Origin of the sequence: Paraburkholderia sp. BCC1885 (genome assembly GCF_900996235.1) — a bacterium.
Lineage (GTDB): Bacteria > Pseudomonadota > Gammaproteobacteria > Burkholderiales > Burkholderiaceae > Paraburkholderia.
On sequence record NZ_CAAJGM010000243.1, the window covers coordinates 1 to 15,595 of the forward strand.

The 15,595-nt window shown below is 58.4% G+C and carries 16 protein-coding genes and 1 pseudogene; 12 read left to right on the plus strand and 5 right to left on the minus strand.

All coding sequences use genetic code 11. The features are described 5' to 3' along the window. Positions 1–324 precede the first annotated feature (324 nt). From FQ755_RS31625 to FQ755_RS31660, 8 genes are all read left to right on the plus strand, one after another. Positions 325–1,626, plus strand: coding sequence for an NAD(P)/FAD-dependent oxidoreductase (locus FQ755_RS31625; protein WP_260858966.1), 1,302 nt, complete (start codon positions 325–327; stop codon positions 1,624–1,626). Continuing rightward, positions 1,623–1,964, plus strand: coding sequence for a non-heme iron oxygenase ferredoxin subunit (locus tag FQ755_RS31630; protein WP_260858968.1), 342 nt, complete (start codon positions 1,623–1,625; stop codon positions 1,962–1,964). Before FQ755_RS31625 ends, FQ755_RS31630 begins: the two co-directional genes overlap by 4 nt. A gap of 126 nt (positions 1,965–2,090) precedes the next feature. Next, on the plus strand, positions 2,091–2,783 hold the full coding sequence (locus tag FQ755_RS31635; RefSeq protein WP_144160520.1) for an RraA family protein: 693 nt from the start codon (positions 2,091–2,093) through the stop codon (positions 2,781–2,783). After that, positions 2,776–3,438 carry an RraA family protein gene (locus tag FQ755_RS31640; RefSeq protein ID WP_144160523.1) on the plus strand — a complete coding sequence of 221 codons (663 nt, stop codon included), beginning with the start codon at positions 2,776–2,778 and terminating at the stop codon, positions 3,436–3,438. The genes FQ755_RS31635 and FQ755_RS31640 overlap by 8 nt, the downstream gene beginning before the upstream one ends. Beyond that, entirely contained in the window at positions 3,435–4,103 is a 669-nt protein-coding gene (locus FQ755_RS31645) for a 4-carboxy-4-hydroxy-2-oxoadipate aldolase/oxaloacetate decarboxylase (RefSeq protein WP_144160526.1), read from the plus strand. The genes FQ755_RS31640 and FQ755_RS31645 overlap by 4 nt, the downstream gene beginning before the upstream one ends. 47 nt (positions 4,104–4,150) lie before the next feature. Next, positions 4,151–5,095, plus strand: coding sequence for a 3-keto-5-aminohexanoate cleavage protein (locus FQ755_RS31650; protein ID WP_144160529.1), 945 nt, complete (start codon positions 4,151–4,153; stop codon positions 5,093–5,095). A gap of 3 nt (positions 5,096–5,098) precedes the next feature. Continuing rightward, entirely contained in the window at positions 5,099–6,103 is a 1,005-nt protein-coding gene (locus tag FQ755_RS31655; RefSeq protein ID WP_144160532.1) for an extradiol ring-cleavage dioxygenase, read from the plus strand. A 197-nt stretch (positions 6,104–6,300) separates the two neighbouring features. Next, entirely contained in the window at positions 6,301–7,128 is an 828-nt protein-coding gene (locus FQ755_RS31660) for an IclR family transcriptional regulator (RefSeq protein ID WP_144160535.1), read from the plus strand. A gap of 26 nt (positions 7,129–7,154) precedes the next feature. Here FQ755_RS31660 and FQ755_RS31665 read toward each other — a convergent pair whose 3' ends face one another. After that, positions 7,155–8,033 (minus strand): GMC family oxidoreductase, encoded by an 879-nt coding sequence (locus FQ755_RS31665; protein ID WP_144160538.1) that lies wholly within the window; start codon positions 8,031–8,033, stop codon positions 7,155–7,157. A gap of 43 nt (positions 8,034–8,076) precedes the next feature. Between FQ755_RS31665 and FQ755_RS31670 the strand changes: the two genes are divergently transcribed. Both FQ755_RS31670 and FQ755_RS31675 read left to right on the plus strand, forming a co-directional pair. Beyond that, entirely contained in the window at positions 8,077–8,460 is a 384-nt protein-coding gene (locus FQ755_RS31670; RefSeq protein ID WP_260858969.1) for a tyrosine-type recombinase/integrase, read from the plus strand. Continuing rightward, on the plus strand, positions 8,457–9,098 hold the full coding sequence (locus tag FQ755_RS31675) for a tyrosine-type recombinase/integrase (RefSeq protein ID WP_260858970.1): 642 nt from the start codon (positions 8,457–8,459) through the stop codon (positions 9,096–9,098). Before FQ755_RS31670 ends, FQ755_RS31675 begins: the two co-directional genes overlap by 4 nt. On the opposite strand, the gene FQ755_RS31680 is transcribed toward FQ755_RS31675, so the two are convergent. The 3 genes and pseudogenes from FQ755_RS31680 to FQ755_RS31690 all read right to left on the minus strand — a co-directional run bounded on the left by FQ755_RS31680 (position 9,085) and on the right by FQ755_RS31690 (position 11,772). Beyond that, a complete protein-coding gene (locus FQ755_RS31680) occupies positions 9,085–9,369 on the minus strand; it encodes a tyrosine-type recombinase/integrase (RefSeq protein ID WP_144160541.1) in 285 nt (94 codons plus the stop codon). The genes FQ755_RS31675 and FQ755_RS31680 overlap by 14 nt on opposite strands. 309 nt (positions 9,370–9,678) lie before the next feature. Next, a pseudogene (locus tag FQ755_RS31685) lies at positions 9,679–10,885 on the minus strand (IS91 family transposase). A gap of 8 nt (positions 10,886–10,893) precedes the next feature. Next, positions 10,894–11,772 (minus strand): tyrosine-type recombinase/integrase, encoded by an 879-nt coding sequence (locus FQ755_RS31690; protein WP_144160544.1) that lies wholly within the window; start codon positions 11,770–11,772, stop codon positions 10,894–10,896. A 607-nt stretch (positions 11,773–12,379) separates the two neighbouring features. Between FQ755_RS31690 and ltrA the strand changes: the two genes are divergently transcribed. Then, positions 12,380–13,717, plus strand: a complete 1,338-nt coding sequence (gene ltrA / locus FQ755_RS31695; RefSeq protein WP_095423828.1) for a group II intron reverse transcriptase/maturase — start codon at positions 12,380–12,382, stop codon at positions 13,715–13,717. A 351-nt stretch (positions 13,718–14,068) separates the two neighbouring features. Further along, positions 14,069–15,109 (plus strand): tyrosine-type recombinase/integrase, encoded by a 1,041-nt coding sequence (locus FQ755_RS31700; protein WP_144160547.1) that lies wholly within the window; start codon positions 14,069–14,071, stop codon positions 15,107–15,109. An 83-nt stretch (positions 15,110–15,192) separates the two neighbouring features. Here the strand turns inward: FQ755_RS31700 and FQ755_RS31705 are convergent. Next, positions 15,193–15,595 (minus strand): tyrosine-type recombinase/integrase (locus FQ755_RS31705; protein WP_144160550.1); only part of this gene is annotated, 403 nt, incomplete at its 5' end.

The window sequence follows — 15,595 nt, forward strand, 5'->3', positions numbered from 1 at the left end:
TTCAAACATCGAGATCAATTTCTGGTCGGTATTCATTCGGTTCCCAACAAGAAAACGACTTTCGAGACCCGCCAATTTCGAATGTGGCGAACAGTCAGGCTGAAAATGATTTGTTCAGACCTTCCTTAGGTCTGAGTGGATCGAATCCCACGTCTTTCACCGACACCGGATCAACTAGATTCTCGTGCCGTTGGCTGGGCAACGACAGTCTTTGAAGACGGGTTATGCATGGGTCGCCGTTGCCTAGCATAAGGCACATTAGCAGTTGTTTCAAACAAATGGAAATAGCTTCCATTGTTCAAGTCATTGCGTTAGCATGCTGCTATGGACTTGATCAATGAAACGTCTTCAACTGTGGACATTGAGCGTATGGATCCTCTTGTCGTCGTTGGTGCGGGGCAGGCTGGCTATTGGGCTGCGCGCACGTTGAAGCAGGAATGCGCCGCGCAAGTAGTGCTGATCGGTGAGGAGTGCCATGAGCCGTACGAGCGCCCACCGCTTTCAAAATCGGTATTGGCTGGAACGGCTGGACCGGACGCAGCACGTCTTAAATGGCCAGGCGGGACGTTGCACGAGGAAATTGACTTCGTTTCGAGCACACAAGTAATTCGTCTGGAGCGCTCCGAAAAGCGAATCGTGCTTTCCGACGGGCGAATTTTGCCTTATGGAAAGCTTCTTCTCGCTACCGGCGGACGCGCAAGACGCCTCGGAGTGCCTGGCGGGAATCATGAACGGGTCCACTACCTCCGTTCTATGGACGACGCCGTCAGGTTGAAGGCAGGTCTTGAATCTGCCACATCGGTCCTCGTGCTCGGGGGAGGCTGGATCGGCCTCGAGGTGGCTGCCACTGCGAGGGCTATGGGCAAACGCGTCGTGGTGTGGGAGGCGGCTGCCTTACCGTGTGGCAGGGTGTTGGCGCCATCCGCTGCCAAGAAACTTGTCGAGTTGCACCGTGCGAAGGGCGTCGTCCTGCAGTTCGGCTGCCAAGCGGCATGTGTGACCGACGGCTTAAATGGTGGCGTAGTTGTGAGAAGCGACTCAGGCCAGGCGTTGGAAGTCGATCTGGTCGTGGCCGGTATTGGGATGGTAGCGAATGATGAACTGGCGTTCGATGCAGGCATAGCGTGCGACAACGGGATTCTTGTGGACGCTGCAGCTCGAACGTCAGTACCAGACATTTTTGCCGCCGGCGACGTTGCGAAGCAGGTGATCTATCGGGACGGACCGGCGGCGAGGCTTGAGTCGTGGCTTAACGCTCAAGAACAGGGAATTGCAGCGGCGAGGTCAATGTTGGGAATTGACGTGGAGTACCGCCCTTTGCCCTGGTTTTGGTCGGATCAGTTCGACGTCAATCTCCAACTCGTTGGGAGGGTTGACGGAATCAACCAGTCCTCTCTGTACTGGCAATTCGACGAGAACGAACTTATGCAGTTGCAGTTTGATCCCGTCGGGAGGCTTGTGGGTGCTATCGCGTTCAATAGAGGCCGCGATTTGCGAGCGGTACGAAAGGCGTTGGAACGAGGATTCGAAATCGACAGGTCGAGGTTTGACGATAGTTCGATGGATCTCAGCGATCAACTCAATCGCGCAATAGACGCGACTCAACATGGGAAGGAGATGACGTGAACGGACCAGACCATTGGATGATGGTTTGCCCCCTCAGCGAGGTTAAAGAGGGGCGGCCGGTTGGTGTCGATGTGCAGGGAAGAAAGGTGGGTGTCTACCTAGAGCGGGGAGAGATCCATGTGCTTGACAACATTTGCACGCACGCCTACGCGCTGATGTCCGAAGGATTTCAGGAGGATGGATACATTGAGTGTCCGCTGCACGGAGGGAAATTCGACATCCGTACGGGAAAGGCGCTCTGCCCGCCGCTGGAGCGCGATCTGACCGTATATCCGTCTACCGTCGGCGAAGGCACTGTCTACATCCGAATAGTTCCGGTGGAAAGCGCAACAGATTAACCGGGGTGCTGCAGGTAAGTGCACGGGTCGAAATAGCAGGGTGAGTCGTTCGCTGCGTAGCAGGGAAGTTGCCACACGTGAACGTGGTCATTGAGGCATCGTTCATGAAAACATCAGGAAGAACAAATGGATGAATCCGTTAAGCGTCTAAGCCGCCTCGATTGTTGTGCTGTGTCCGATGCGATGGATGCGCTCAGCATATCGGATCAGATCGCAAGCGGCTTGCGGCAGGAATCTGGCAGTCGCCGCATCGCGGGGCGTGCGATAACGCTGCGTTTGCTTCGGAGCGCTGAAGTTGCTTGCAGCGGGGCGGCGGCGAGACATCTTGGCACGCACGCTATCGAAAATGCGTCTCCAGGCGACGTGATCGTTGTCGAGCAGCGCACCGGCATCGATGCGGGAAGCTGGGGTGGCATCCTGACCCTCGGCGCGAAACTGAGAGGCGTCAGTGGCGTGGTGGCTGATGGCCCGGTGCGAGACATCGACGAGGCACGCGGATATGAGTTCCCGGTGTTTTGTCGCACGCTTACGGCACGTACCGCACGAGGAAGAGTCGCCGAAGTCGAAGGCGTAACGACGATAACAATTGGCGGCGTGACTGTCAAAGCTGGTGACTACGTCGTCGCAGATGCTAGTGGCGTGGCATTCATACCTGCTGAGGATGCCGAACGGGTACTCGACGTCGCAGAGAGAATCTTTAGGAAAGAAGCGGCGATGGCTAAGGCCCTCCTTTCCGGCAAGCGTATCACTGAGGTTATGGGCAGCGATTATGAACACATGCTGCATATGCCGTCTGAAGGAGGACACCAAGATGACTGACACGAATCTGGAGCGGGCCGCGAGGTTGGACACAGCAACCATCAGTGACGCGGTGGACCGTCACGGCATCGTCGGTCAATGCTATGGGATCAAGCCATGCGCCGACGAATTCAAGATGTGCGGACGTGCGTGGACGTTGATGTATGGGCCGGCTGCGTCGCCACCGGGCACTGTCGGAGATTACATCGACGACATCCCGGTTGACTGCGTCATTGTTCTCGCGAATGGTGGCCGTGACGATGTGACCGTTTGGGGTGACATCTTAACCGAAGTTGCACATCTTCGAGGCGTACAGGGGACGCTCATCGACGGCGTGAATCGCGACGTCGCGCTCTGTCGTAGCCTCGGCTACCCGATCTACAGTCGCTCTTCATGGATGCGAACAGGAAAAGACCGCGTGCAGGTGGTGAACACGCAGACTCCCGTTTCTATTGGCAATGTTCGCGTCTGTCCGGGCGACATCGTGCGCGGCGATAGCGATGGTGTAGTCGTGGTTCCTCGTGAACATGAGGAGGCGATACTTAACGCCGCTGAAAGCATTCAGGAGGCTGAGGATGCCATTCGAACCGCCGTCAGAACAGGTTTGACCTTGCGCGAAGCACGTGAAAAGCATCGTTACCATTCGTTGCAAAGCCGCAAGGTGATCAGCCCATGAGCACCGGTCCGAAAGCACCAGGAGGTCAGACAATCCAACCCACCATTGAACGGGTGTCGCCGGACATTGTGCAGGCAGCGCGAGCGCTCCCGGCGTCGACCCTACATGAGTCCGGTGGCAGAATCGGTGCGCTTCCGGCCGCCATCAAACCCATTGATGTAGCGTTTCGGATCTGTGGCACTGCTGTAACAGTGCACGGTCCGTCTGGAGACAACCTCTGGCTTCATCGGGCCATTTACGTTGCCCAACCCGGAGAAGTGCTTGTTGCGCATGTCTCGGGCGGATACGACTTTGGCTACTGGGGGGAGATTATGTCCAGCGCCGCGCGGGAGCGCGGGCTCGCAGGGCTCGTCATTGACGGCTGCGTTCGCGATGGCGGTGTGCTGCCCGAAGTCGGTTTTCCGGTCTTTGCCCGGGGGCTCTCCATGCGTGGCACTGGTAAGGACTATGGCGCCGTGGGTTGGATCAATTTTCCCATTTTGATGGGTGACGTGGTAGTGGCGGCCGGGGATCTGATCGTCGGGGACACGGATGGAATTGTAGCTTTGCCGCGAGCCAGGGCTCCCGCAATCGTAAACTCAGCCGCTGAACGGGAAGCGAAAGAGTCCGAAATCCTGCGGCGTCTCGCAAGCGGGGAGCGAACACTCGAAATTTATCAATTTTAGCGCATGTCGTTAGGCGCACTTGTCCAGACTGCCCAGGAATACCGCTAATGTCGAATTCTCAAAAGGTCATCATCAGTTGCGCGGTCACAGGAGCGATACATACTCCGTCAATGTCTGCCTACTTGCCTGTTACGCCTGAGCAGATCGCGGAGTCGGCCATCGAGGCAGCACGTGCAGGGGCAGCAATCCTTCATCTACACGCTCGTGACCCGAAGACGGGAAGACCTACCCAGACGCCCGCGGCGTTTACGAAGTTTCTCGACCTGATCGCGAACAGCGCCGACGCTGTAATTAACTTGACGACGGGCGGCTCTCCCTACATGACGGTCGAAGAGCGGATGGAGCCCGCGAGGGTATTCGAGCCAGAACTTGCTTCGATGAACATGGGAACGATGAATTTCGGACTGTTTCCGATGTTGCGTCGCTACAAAGACTTCCAGCACGACTGGGAGCGATCATATCTTGAAGGCAGCAAGGATCTGATCTTTCGTAATACCTATGCTGATATCGAAACAGTCCTTGTCGAACTCGGTGCCAAAGGCACCCGGTTCGAATTCGAGTGTTACGACACCTCACATCTTTACAATCTTGCGTACTTCGTGGACGAAGGCCTTGTCAAGCCACCATTCTTCATTCAGACGGTGTTCGGCATCATGGGTGGCATAGGTGCTCATGCCGACGATGTTATGCACATGAAGCGTACGGCAGACAGGTTGTTTGGCGCGAGCTACAGATGGTCGGTACTTGGCGCTGGCCGCCATCAGATGCCTGTTGCGGCCACTGCCGCCGCGATGGGCGGCAACGTTCGGGTCGGCCTGGAAGACAGCCTTTGGCTTGGGCGTGGCAAGCTCGCCCGGTCGAATGCGGAACAGGTAGGGCAGGTACGTCAGATCATCGAAGCTCTGGGACTCGAGATCGCTTCGCCCGCCGACGTTAGGGAAATACTTGAGCTCAAGGGTGCCTCGTCAATGAAACTGGTCACTGGAGAATAAAGAATGGCACGGATCGTTTTAGGTGTGGGGGCTTCGCATACGCCGCTACTGACGTTGGACAGTACGCAGTGGCAGCATCGGGCAGAAGTCGATTTTGCCAATGAACGTCTCAATCTATCTGACGGTCGTTGGGTCGACTATCCGCAGTTGCTGAAGGAGGTGGGTCCCAAGTACGCGGAGATCGTGTCGGCGGAAGCGTTAATGGAAAAGTCCAAGCGTTGCAACGAAGCGCTTGATCGTCTCGCTGCTGCGCTGGAGAAAGCTGCACCGGACGTGATCGTGATCGTCGGTGATGACCAGTCCGAACTGTTCGATGCGAGCAATCAGCCTCTTGTTGCGATCTATCATGGTGACGAAATCGTCATGCGGGACAAATTCGGCGAGAATCAGCCTGCAGAATGGATGCGGACAATGGGAAAAGGATACCTGATGGACGCATTGCACCGGATTCCGGGCAACGCCTCATTTGCGCTCCATCTGACTCAATCGATGGTTGACGCGGACATCGACGTCGCGAGCGTGGCCAACGTCAAAGACCCAACCGCATCGGGCTTCGGGCATGCATACGGTTTCATCGTCAAGCGGTTGTTGCGGGAACGGCGAATCCCGGTTGTGCCCGTACTCCTAAACACCTATTTCCAACCGAATGTGCCGACCGCGAGGCGTGCGTACGACATGGGTGTCGCGTTGGGAGATGCAATCGATGCGGCTCCGGACGATCTTCGGGTCGCCATTGTGGCTTCCGGCGGGTTGAGCCATTTCGTGGTCGACGAAGAACTCGACAGGGGAGTGCTTAGGGCGTTCGTTTCCCAGGACCCCGACGCCTTGCGGACGATTCCTCGCGGCGCACTTAATTCCGGCTCGTCCGAGATCCTGAACTGGATCATGACAGCGGGTGCTATTGGTACGAGGTTGTCGGTGCAATGGCATGAATACCATCCTCTTTATAGAACGCCCGCCGGCACGGGGGTGGGCGCCGCATTTGTGCTTTGGAACGAAGCTACGTAGGACAACCCGATTGCCGCCGCTGCGATCCTTTCACCTTAAGCCTTGGGCGCGTGGAGGCTGCGTGATTCGCATCCCCCCGGTCACATCGATACGCGAGGTCTGCATCGTATAATCTGTAGTGAGACGCCGCCTGGCGGCAGAATCATCAGCATCTCGGTCCACGGCGACGTGCCTTTTCAACTTCGTTTATCAAGTCAATGAAGAAACGTCTGGCAGACGTGCAAAGTACGAAAGCGCCGCGCAAGCCCCGCGTTCGCGAAATAAAGGACGACGTCCGCTTCAACACGGCGCTTGCGCGAGGCTTGCAGATTCTCGCGATCTTCCGTGAAGGCGATGTCGATCTTGACGCCAATGAGATCAAGGATCGTACGGGTATCCCTGCACAAACGCTTCAAAAGCTGACGCTTACGCTCTGCGAATTGGGATATATGTTGCTCGACGAGTCTACCGAGCGGTTTCGGTTGGCGCCGAGCGTGTTAGACCTCGGTTATGGCGTGTTGTCGAACATCGACATCGACGTCATAGCGCGCCCGCTTATGATGGAACTCGCTGACGAATGCGGGGGTGTTGTCAGCCTCGCCGTCTTGGACGGAGACAGCATGATTTACATCGAAACTGCGCGCGGCGCAGGCCCTATGCTGCGCAACATTTCGGTTGGAATGAAAGTGCCTGTCGCCAGTACAAGCCTTGGTTGGGCATGCCTTGCGTCAATGCCGCAAGCCGCTCGGGAAGAGGTGCTTAAAGAAATTCGATCGAAACGGCCACCTGACTGGTCCTCGATTCAGGAGAACATTGCTCGTGGTATCAGCGAAGTGAGCGCGCGTGGTTACTGTTGTAACATCGGTAACTACGTCACCCAGTCGAACGCCGTGGGGGTGCCGCTTCCCGGCGGATCGGGCGATAGGTATCTGGCGTTCAACTGCGCTGGACCGGCCGATACGTTCACCGCAAAACAACTGACAGAAAAGTGGGGCCCGCGGCTGCTCGCTCTTGCTAGAGCAGTCGGGGGCAGGTCAACCGTGTAACTTCGTGAATGGCAATGAGTCAGCTATCAAGGCTGGCCAATGGTTGCATCGATCGGAACTTGATGTCCGCTTGTGGTGGATTCGCTGCTGCCCGATTTCATGACAGGATGTCGTTGGCCCAGAATAAATGCGGCCACGCGTTCGCCGATCATCATGGCTGGGGCATTCGTGTTGGCACCGACGATAGTCGGCATGATTGACACGTCCGCTACCCGTAGTCCTTCGACACCGTGTACCCGTAATTCGGGGTCGACGACCGCAAGCGGGTCGGTTGATGGCCCCATCTTGCATGTTCCGGCTGGATGATAGACCGTTCCGGCATATTTCCTGACGAACTCTGAAAGCTGGCTATCGGACTGAACCTGCGAACCGGGTAGCACTTCGGGACCACAATATTGAGCCATGGGCGGCCTGCCAACAATATCGCGAAAGATCCTGATGCCGCGGATCAAGATCTCGACGTCGCGTGTGTCGGTGAAGAAACATGGCCGGATCAGCGGTTTCTCGAACGGATCTGCGGATCTCAGTCGAACGATGCCTCTGCTTTCAGGACGCAGCAGGACTGCGAATACATTAAAGCCGTGATGCCGGGGGACCGTGCGCCCGAATTGCCTCATCATCGGCATAAATTCGAGCTTGAGGTCGGGGATGAGCAGATCATCCCTCGTACGCACGTATCCGCCGCAATTGATGACGCTTTCGGAGAAGACGCCTTTGTGCCTGAAAAAATAGTCAAACGGCGTCACTGCCAAACGCGCCATTCCCCGCACAGTCGACGCATGGCTTACGCGTGCGAGGTCGCGGGCCGCCAGTGTGATGCTTGGATGATCCTGGAGTTTCTTTCCAACGCCGGGCAGTGCACAGATTGGCGGAATATCTAGGCGCGCAAGCTCGCTAGGCGACATCCACTGGCGTTCGGGGGAACTTGTCGTTCATGGCAAGGGGCAAATGGTGGAGCATGTCCCGCTACCTTCCGAGGTTGGAGACGCGATCGCAACGTACCTTTGCGACGCTCGTGGAGCGAGCGCATCTCGACGGGTATTCCTTCGCACGTGCGCGCCGCGCGTTGGTCTGGCGGGACCGGCGGCAGTTGGCCACATTGTTCGTCTGGCGTTCGCTCGTGCCGGGTTTCGCCCTGCGTGTCGCGGCTCAGCACATCTGTTTCGTCACGGTCTGGCGACAACGATGATTCGCCATGGTGCGTCGATGGCGGAAATCGCCGAGCTGTTACGGCACCGCTCACAGGTCAGTACCGCGATCTACGCAAAGGTCGCGTTTGAGGACCTGCGCGGGGTAGCGCGCTCATGGCCCACGGCGGGAGGTGCAACATGACTGCGATCCGTGACTCCCTTGCGCAGTACGTGGCAGCCCGCCGGGCTCTCGGGGCGTCATTTTATGAACGTGCATTGGCACTCGGTCATTTCGTTGATCTTCTGGAGCACGAAGGCGCCGAGTTCATTTCCACCGATCTGGCTCTGCGCTGGGCGACGACGCCCGTGTCCGTCGAACGCGCCACCTGGGGGCGGCGCCTCTCCCAGGTAAGAGGATTTGCCAGGTGGATGAACACCGTCGACAGTCGAAACCAGATTCCTCCGGCAAGACTCCTGAGTGCCCGCCGACGGCGCAACGCGCCACATATTTACACGGAACAGGAAATCAACCTGCTCATGATCCAGGCTGCGCAGTTACGCTCGCGCACAGGCATGCGAGCACTGACCTATTCGACGCTTATCGGGCTTCTGGTAGCGACCGGCCTCAGGCCGGGTGAAGCGCTTCGACTCAACCGGTCCGACGTTGACCTCGTCAGCGGGATAGTCTCCATCCGGGAATCGAAGTTCGGCAACTATGCCGCGTTCGTGGCAATGCCGATCAAGCCGGGATTGGATCACGATGATGCTTGTAAAGAGCCAGCAGGAGGTCGTTCTCAGGTCGCCCGGATCGGCATAGTTTTAATGGCTATAGACCCTTGAGAAACGTCGCGAGCTTACTGTCGGGCCGGTATCGTACGGGCTTGCCATCATGTGGTCCGACACGAGCGAGAATTTTTTCCTTCAGCTCCAGACTGGCATCCAGGTACATCTGGGTTGTCTGGAGCGACTCATGGCCCATCCACAGGGCAATGTTGATTGGATCCACGCCAGCTTGCAGTAATTCCATGGCTGCCGTGTGCCTCCTATGTCTCCGAAGACATAGGGCAGAGATTTTTTTGGTTGGCGGTCGCGGCAACCAGCGTATCGCCATGTCGTTGGACCTGATCCGCGACCGGTAATCAAAAAAATGTTTGTGCTAAACCGCTCCACAGGCGGTGGCCGCTATGGGCATTGAATGACCGCCGCGGTAATTTGTGATGTCTTGCAGGGGCGATCACAGACGGACTTCGGGCGAGAGTGGAAGGCATCACGTGTAAAGTAAGCGCGAATGTGCGCGTGAACCGGCAAATCACCCGCCATTTTGGAGTACGCTGGTGCGCCAGCAGATCGAAGGCACGAGTGCAGCCGCGTTGGCCTCGTCAGGAAAGGCGAACGTGTACGGAAACAGGTGCGGTGGCAACTAGCGCGCATGGGTGGGAGCTGGCGGAGCTCGTGGAAGGCATGCCGGGCATGTCTTCGATGCGGAGCATGTGTCCCTTGCCACATAGGGGGCAGTCGCGCAGTGACTTGCCGGTGAGTCGTTGGTAGCGGTCACGGTAGTCTTCCCCGGGCTCGGCGGCGGCCGCGGCGGGAGCCTCGACACCGAGCATCTGCCTGCAGGTGGCGAGCTTGTCGGCACGGTGGCAGTTGGCGAGCCACCCGTAGCTGCGAATGCGTTTGAAGCCGTCAGGTAGCACATGCAGCAGGAAGCGACGGATGAACTCGTCGGCCGTGAGCGTCATGGTCCTTTGTCTGGACTCGTGCCGGTAGTCCTTCCAGCGGAACTGCACGGTGTGCCCGTCGAAGGCGAGCAGCCGGTTGTTGGAGATGGCGACGCGGTGGGTGTAGCGGCCCAGGTAATCGAGCACGTGTTCAGCACCGCCAAAGGGTGGCTTGGCGTAGACCACCCACTCCGCCCGTGCCGCGGGTGCAAGCCAGGCTGCGAATTGGACGGGATCGCTCAGGGATTCGAACTGACCGTGCAGGCGCAGCCCGCCGGCGTCGTAAGCGCGGCGCAGCTGTTCGAGAAACAGACGGCGAAAGAGCCGTGACAGGACCCGGACGGACAGGAAGAAGCCGGGACGGCAGGCGATCCAGCGCTCGCCGTCCGGGGAGATGCCGCCGCCCGGCACAACGCAATGCACATGAGGGTGATGCTGCAGATTCTGTCCCCACGTATGCAGGATCGTAAGGAAGCCGATCCCGGCGCCCAGGTGCTTCGGATCGGCGGCGATCGTGCGCAACGTTTCGGCGCTGGCGCGAAACAGCAGATCGTAGAGCGTCCTCTTATTCTGGAACGCGAGAGCGGCGATGGATTCGGGAAGCGTGAAGACGACATGGAAATACTCGGTCGAGGGGAGGAGCTCCGCATGCCGGCGTTCGAGCCATTGCGCGCGGGCGAGTGACTGGCACTTCGGACAGTGCCGGTTACGGCATGAGTCGTAACTGATGCGCTGATAGCCGCATGCATCGCACTGCTCGAGATGGGCACCAAGCGCTGCGGTACGACACAGCTCGATGGCACTCATCACGCGTCGCTGCACACGACTGAGCCCCTCGGCATGGGATAGCCGGAAACTGGGCCCACACTGGCGGAATATGTCCGCCACTTCGAGCGCCGGCCGCATGACTGCGCTCAGAAGTACTCGGGCGCAGGTGGCGGGGATGGAATGGGTGCGGGGTGCGGCAGCAGATCGAAGGGACTGGTGGTGGCGCACACGGTGCTGGTGGCCACCTTCAGGTACCGGGACGTTGTCGCAAGGGACCTATGGCCCATCAGCAGCTGGATCCGGCGCACGTCAGTACCGGTTTCCAGCAGATGCGTGGCGAACGCGTGGCGCAAAGAATGGGGCGTCACGGGTTTGGGGATGCCGCTGCGCTTGCGTGCAAGCTCGCATGCGTCGCCCACGGCATGGCGGGTGATGGGCCGCCCCGGAATGTTGCCTGGAAAGAGCCATTCCTTCGGATGGGCGTCCTGCCAGTACAGCCTCAGGATCTCGAGCAGCCTCGGCGAGAGCATTACATAGCGATCCTTACGGTTCTTCCCCTGGTTTACACGGATGACCATACGCTTGCTGTCGATATCGGTGACCTTCAGATGCACGACTTCCGACACCCGCAGGCCGGCGGCGTACGCGGTCATCAGGATGGTGCGGTGCTTGAGACTGGCGACCGACTCGAAGAACGTGGTGATCTCCTCCAGGCTGAGGACGACCGGCAGTCGGAACGGCTTCCTCGGCAAGGGAAAGTCCTCGTCACTCCAGTCGCGTTTGAGCGTCACGCGGTAAAGAAAGCGCAGTGCACCGATCGTTGCGCCGAGACTGGCGGGTGCCAGCTTGCGCTCTTCGAGGAGGTAGACGAGCCAGGCCCGGATCTCGTCGGGACCCAGCAGTTCGGGCGAGCGGTGGAAGTGCCGGGCGAAACTGCGTACCTGAATCAGATAGGACTTCTGTGTGTTCTCGGCGAGATTACGGATCTGCATGTCGTGCAACATGCGTTGGCGCAGCGGCGTCATGACTAACCTCCTGGAAGCAGTGGTGGAGCCCGGTTGGACATCCACATACTGCTCCTGGAGGTATCTGCCTCCCCCCGTTGGGATCCTGCGTCAGCTAACCGCCACACTGAACGTCAGCCATCAGCTCTCGCACTCCTCCCACTACCGCGTCAGCGGTTTAGTGTACGCCCATGATGGCGTGCCATTTGCAGGGTGAAAGTCCCTGCCGGAGTTGGCCACAGCTCCGTAGCTGAAGGTAACTGCGTCGTCGTGAGGCGGGGTGGGGAGTAACCGGAAGCGAACTGTCGGTCCGTAGGTTAACGAACCTGTTTCGGCGGGGTATGGCGGCGAGCCTGCACTAAAGTGGCGAAGCCTGGAAGTAACACAGCACGCTGTCGTGGCGGACAAAGCGGTGCGGTGGCGTACCACGTGTTTGAGGACGGAACGATGGGAAGGTGGCACGAAGCAAGTGGGGAGACCTGCCGGCGAGGTGAACGCTGGCAGGAGTCAGAGTCCCGATAGTACTGCACACGGAAGAGTCGAGCCGTGGAGACCTGCGTCAGAGCAAAAGGCGCACTAGGGAAGCGGGGCAGGAAAGTTGATAGCAAAAGACCGGAAGGAAGCAAAGATGAAGATCGAAGCATCGCCAGTGTCGGAAACGACTAGACGAGATGCAGACGCGCTGGGAAGCTGCGTGCAGCGGAAATTCGCGTCAGCTTCAATCTGGACGGACGCTATGTTGGCTGCTCTACGAAATGGAGTTAAAGGAGGTAAGTGGCACAGTCTGATTGACAAGGTGTTTCGCCTGGACACGCTCGCGCTGGGGTGGACTCAGGTCGAGAAGAACGCCGGGGCGGCGGGAGTGGACCGCATGAGCGTGAAGCGATTCGCGCAAGCGCGGGACCGCTACCTTGCCGAACTGGCGCAAGCATTGCAGGATGGTAGCTATCGCCCGCAGCCGGTGCGGCGTGTCTACATACCGAAAGGTAAAGGACGTCGTCCGCTCGGTATACCCGCTGTAAAGGATCGCGTCGTTCAGGCGGCCCTGAAGCTGGTAATCGAGCCGATCTTTGAGCATGAGTTCGAGCCGAGAAGCTACGGCTTTCGCCCGGGCTTGGGTTGCAAGGATGCGCTGCGCGAAGTGGACCGGCATGTGAAAGCGGGCTACTGCTGGGTGGTCGATGCCGACCTGCAAAGCTATTTTGACTCGATTCCACACTCACCTCTTCTTGCGAGAGTGGCAGGGCGAATCTCGGACGGCCGGGTTCTGGAACTCATCCAGTACTTTCTCAAGCAAGACATCATGGAAGACATGACGCGTTGGACGCCGACTTCCGGCAGTCCTCAAGGGGCGGTTGTCAGCCCCTTGTTGGCAAATCTGTACCTGCACGAGCTTGACGTGGAAATGCGACAGGTAGGGCTGGTCATGGTGCGCTACGCGGATGACGCCGTGGTGTTATGCCGTACACGTGAGGAAGCGGAAGCTGCGCTCACTCGCATGCGGGCTTGGGTGGATGCGAACGGCTTGACACTGCATCCTGACAAAACCCACGTTGGGGATTGCCGGCTGGAGGGTCATGGGTTCGAGTTTCTGGGTTACCGGTTCGAGGCGGGTCAACGTTGGGTGCGCAAGAAGAGCCTCATGGGGCTACGGGATAAAATCCGGGCCCTGACCAAGCGTAACAGGGGTGACTCGATCGAGGACATCATTACGTCGCTCAATCCACTCCTGCGTGGTTGGTTCGGCTATTTCCAGCAGGCCCACCGATACACCTTCTCGTCCGTCGACGGCTTTGTTCGTCGCCGCCTTCGAGCGATCCTGCGTCGACAGCTTCATCGTCCGGGTCAGGGTCGATGCCTTCGCGATCACACGCGATGGCCAAATGCCTTTTTCGCTAATCTTGGGCTGTTCACGATGTCCGCAGCCCTTGAATCGGCGCGCCAATCCCGATGTGGAAACAACTGACTGGAGAGCCCGTCGCGGGAAAACCGCACACCGGGTTCGGAGGGAGGGGACGGCGACCGCCGTTTCCTACCCCTATACGAGCGGCACTATGTGCCCTTCCTGACTATGTCTTGCAACTGAGAATTGTCCCCATTTTGCAGCAGTTGCGCGAAGCAAAGTAGAGATAGTCTTGATTCCTTCCACAGCCCCCGGCGTCCGGGAAGGAGTCCATCATGAGATACGTCGTTTGTCACCGGGTCGGTCTTTCGCACCTTCCAGAAGGTCCGCTTGCACCCTACATCGTTTCATTCGCGAACTCGATGGAGTCCCAAGGATATAGCGTGCAGTCACTCCGGCATCAGGTGCGCATTGTTGCTGGCTTTAGCCATTGGCTCGCACGATCAAGAGTGGAATTGCATCGCGTATGCTCCGAACACGCGTCGCAGTACTTGCGATATCGAGCTCGACGTGTGCGGGCTGGCCGGGGGGACAGCGCTGCACTTCGACATCTCCTCGAGTTTCTGCACCACAGTGGCGTCGTTCGTGCTCAACGCACAGACACGCGCCGCGGGACGGCGGCTGAACTCTATGCCCAGGCGTACGGACAGTACTTACGCGAGGTGTGGTCTGGCCGAAACAACGATTGCGTATTACTCGACGTTCGCCACAGATTTCCTGCAAGACCGCTTCGGCGACGGGCGAGTCAATCTGTCACGTCTGCGTGCGAGCGATGTCATTAGATTTGTACAGCTTAAGGCCCAACGTCTGCATTTGAAGCGTGCGAAGCTCATGACCACCGCTTTGCGCTCCTTTCTACGCTACGCACGCTATCGTGGCGACATGGTGCCGGATCTTGCGGATTTCGTTCCGGTCGTTGCCAACTGGTCGATGCCGTCAATCCCTCGGGCGATTGCTCCAGATCAGATACGGCAACTGCTGTCCAGTATCGATCGCAGGACCGGAATGGGCCTTCGCGACTACGCGATCCTGCTGCTGCTCGCACGGTTGGGACTACGCTCTGGGGAAGTAGTGTCGCTTGAACTTACGGATATCGACTGGAGCGCGGCACGTTTGACTGTGCGAGGTAAATGCGGCCAGCGCAACGAGTTACCTTTGCACGCCGACGTCGGCAAGGCGATCGCTGCATATTTGCGGCACGGCCGACCGCATAGTTCCTGCCGCCGGGTATTCTTGCGCACGAAGGCGCCTATCACCGGCTTTCGCGGAGCATGTGGCGTCGGTTCCATTGTTCGGCACGCGCTCCAGCGCGCTGGCATCGACGCCCCAACTACGGGAGCACATCAGTTTCGCCACGGACTGGCTGCCGACATGCTGCGCCATGGCGCATCGCTGAGCGAGATTGGGGAGATCTTAGGGCATCGTGATCCACAGACGACTATGATCTATACATAATGTGCAGTTTTCAAATACGTGGAGTCCGGCGGTTGATTGCCAATCAGAGACGGTTTTCCTGTTCCCGAACTCCACATAACTTACTACAGTGCACGCAGCCACTTCACAAGGTCGGCTTCAACCAGCGCAAACTCAACAAACGATGACGTCGACAACACATCGGGAAACACCTGGGTTAGCGCCTGCCGTTTCATGTCCATATCCGCCCTTGCATAGACCATTGTCGTATTCAGACAGCTATGCCCGAGCCACTGGCTAATGGTAGCGAAGTCCACACCAGACTTAAGCAGCGCGATGGCGGTGCCGTGCCTCAGCGAGTGCGGATGGATACGCTTGGTGCGTAATGTATCGATGTCTGTAGGTAAGCGGCTCGGCTGGGCCGTGTCCTCACGCGCGCGCGAGTGAGGCATGATGGTGATGGCGTGTTGAAGTCCGTGTAGATCAAGGGAGATCGTGTCCACGATCGGCGATCGTGGGCACGATCCA

Bases quoted from the DNA above. Each gene is read 5' to 3' on its own strand.
- FQ755_RS31675 (WP_260858970.1), top strand. From the start codon at position 8,457: ATGACTGCGATCCGTGACTCCCTTGCGCAGTACGTGGCAGCCCGCCGG.
- FQ755_RS31635 (WP_144160520.1), top strand. From the start codon at position 2,091: ATGGATGAATCCGTTAAGCGTCTAAGCCGCCTCGATTGTTGTGCTGTG.
- FQ755_RS31645 (WP_144160526.1), top strand. From the start codon at position 3,435: ATGAGCACCGGTCCGAAAGCACCAGGAGGTCAGACAATCCAACCCACC.
- FQ755_RS31640 (WP_144160523.1), top strand. From the start codon at position 2,776: ATGACTGACACGAATCTGGAGCGGGCCGCGAGGTTGGACACAGCAACC.
- FQ755_RS31625 (WP_260858966.1), top strand. From the start codon at position 325: ATGGACTTGATCAATGAAACGTCTTCAACTGTGGACATTGAGCGTATG.
- FQ755_RS31660 (WP_144160535.1), top strand. From the start codon at position 6,301: ATGAAGAAACGTCTGGCAGACGTGCAAAGTACGAAAGCGCCGCGCAAG.
- FQ755_RS31665 (WP_144160538.1), bottom strand. From the start codon at position 8,033: ATGTCGCCTAGCGAGCTTGCGCGCCTAGATATTCCGCCAATCTGTGCA.
- FQ755_RS31670 (WP_260858969.1), top strand. From the start codon at position 8,077: ATGGTGGAGCATGTCCCGCTACCTTCCGAGGTTGGAGACGCGATCGCA.
- FQ755_RS31680 (WP_144160541.1), bottom strand. From the start codon at position 9,369: ATGGCGATACGCTGGTTGCCGCGACCGCCAACCAAAAAAATCTCTGCC.
- FQ755_RS31690 (WP_144160544.1), bottom strand. From the start codon at position 11,772: ATGACGCCGCTGCGCCAACGCATGTTGCACGACATGCAGATCCGTAAT.
- FQ755_RS31655 (WP_144160532.1), top strand. From the start codon at position 5,099: ATGGCACGGATCGTTTTAGGTGTGGGGGCTTCGCATACGCCGCTACTG.
- ltrA (WP_095423828.1), top strand. From the start codon at position 12,380: ATGAAGATCGAAGCATCGCCAGTGTCGGAAACGACTAGACGAGATGCA.
- FQ755_RS31650 (WP_144160529.1), top strand. From the start codon at position 4,151: ATGTCGAATTCTCAAAAGGTCATCATCAGTTGCGCGGTCACAGGAGCG.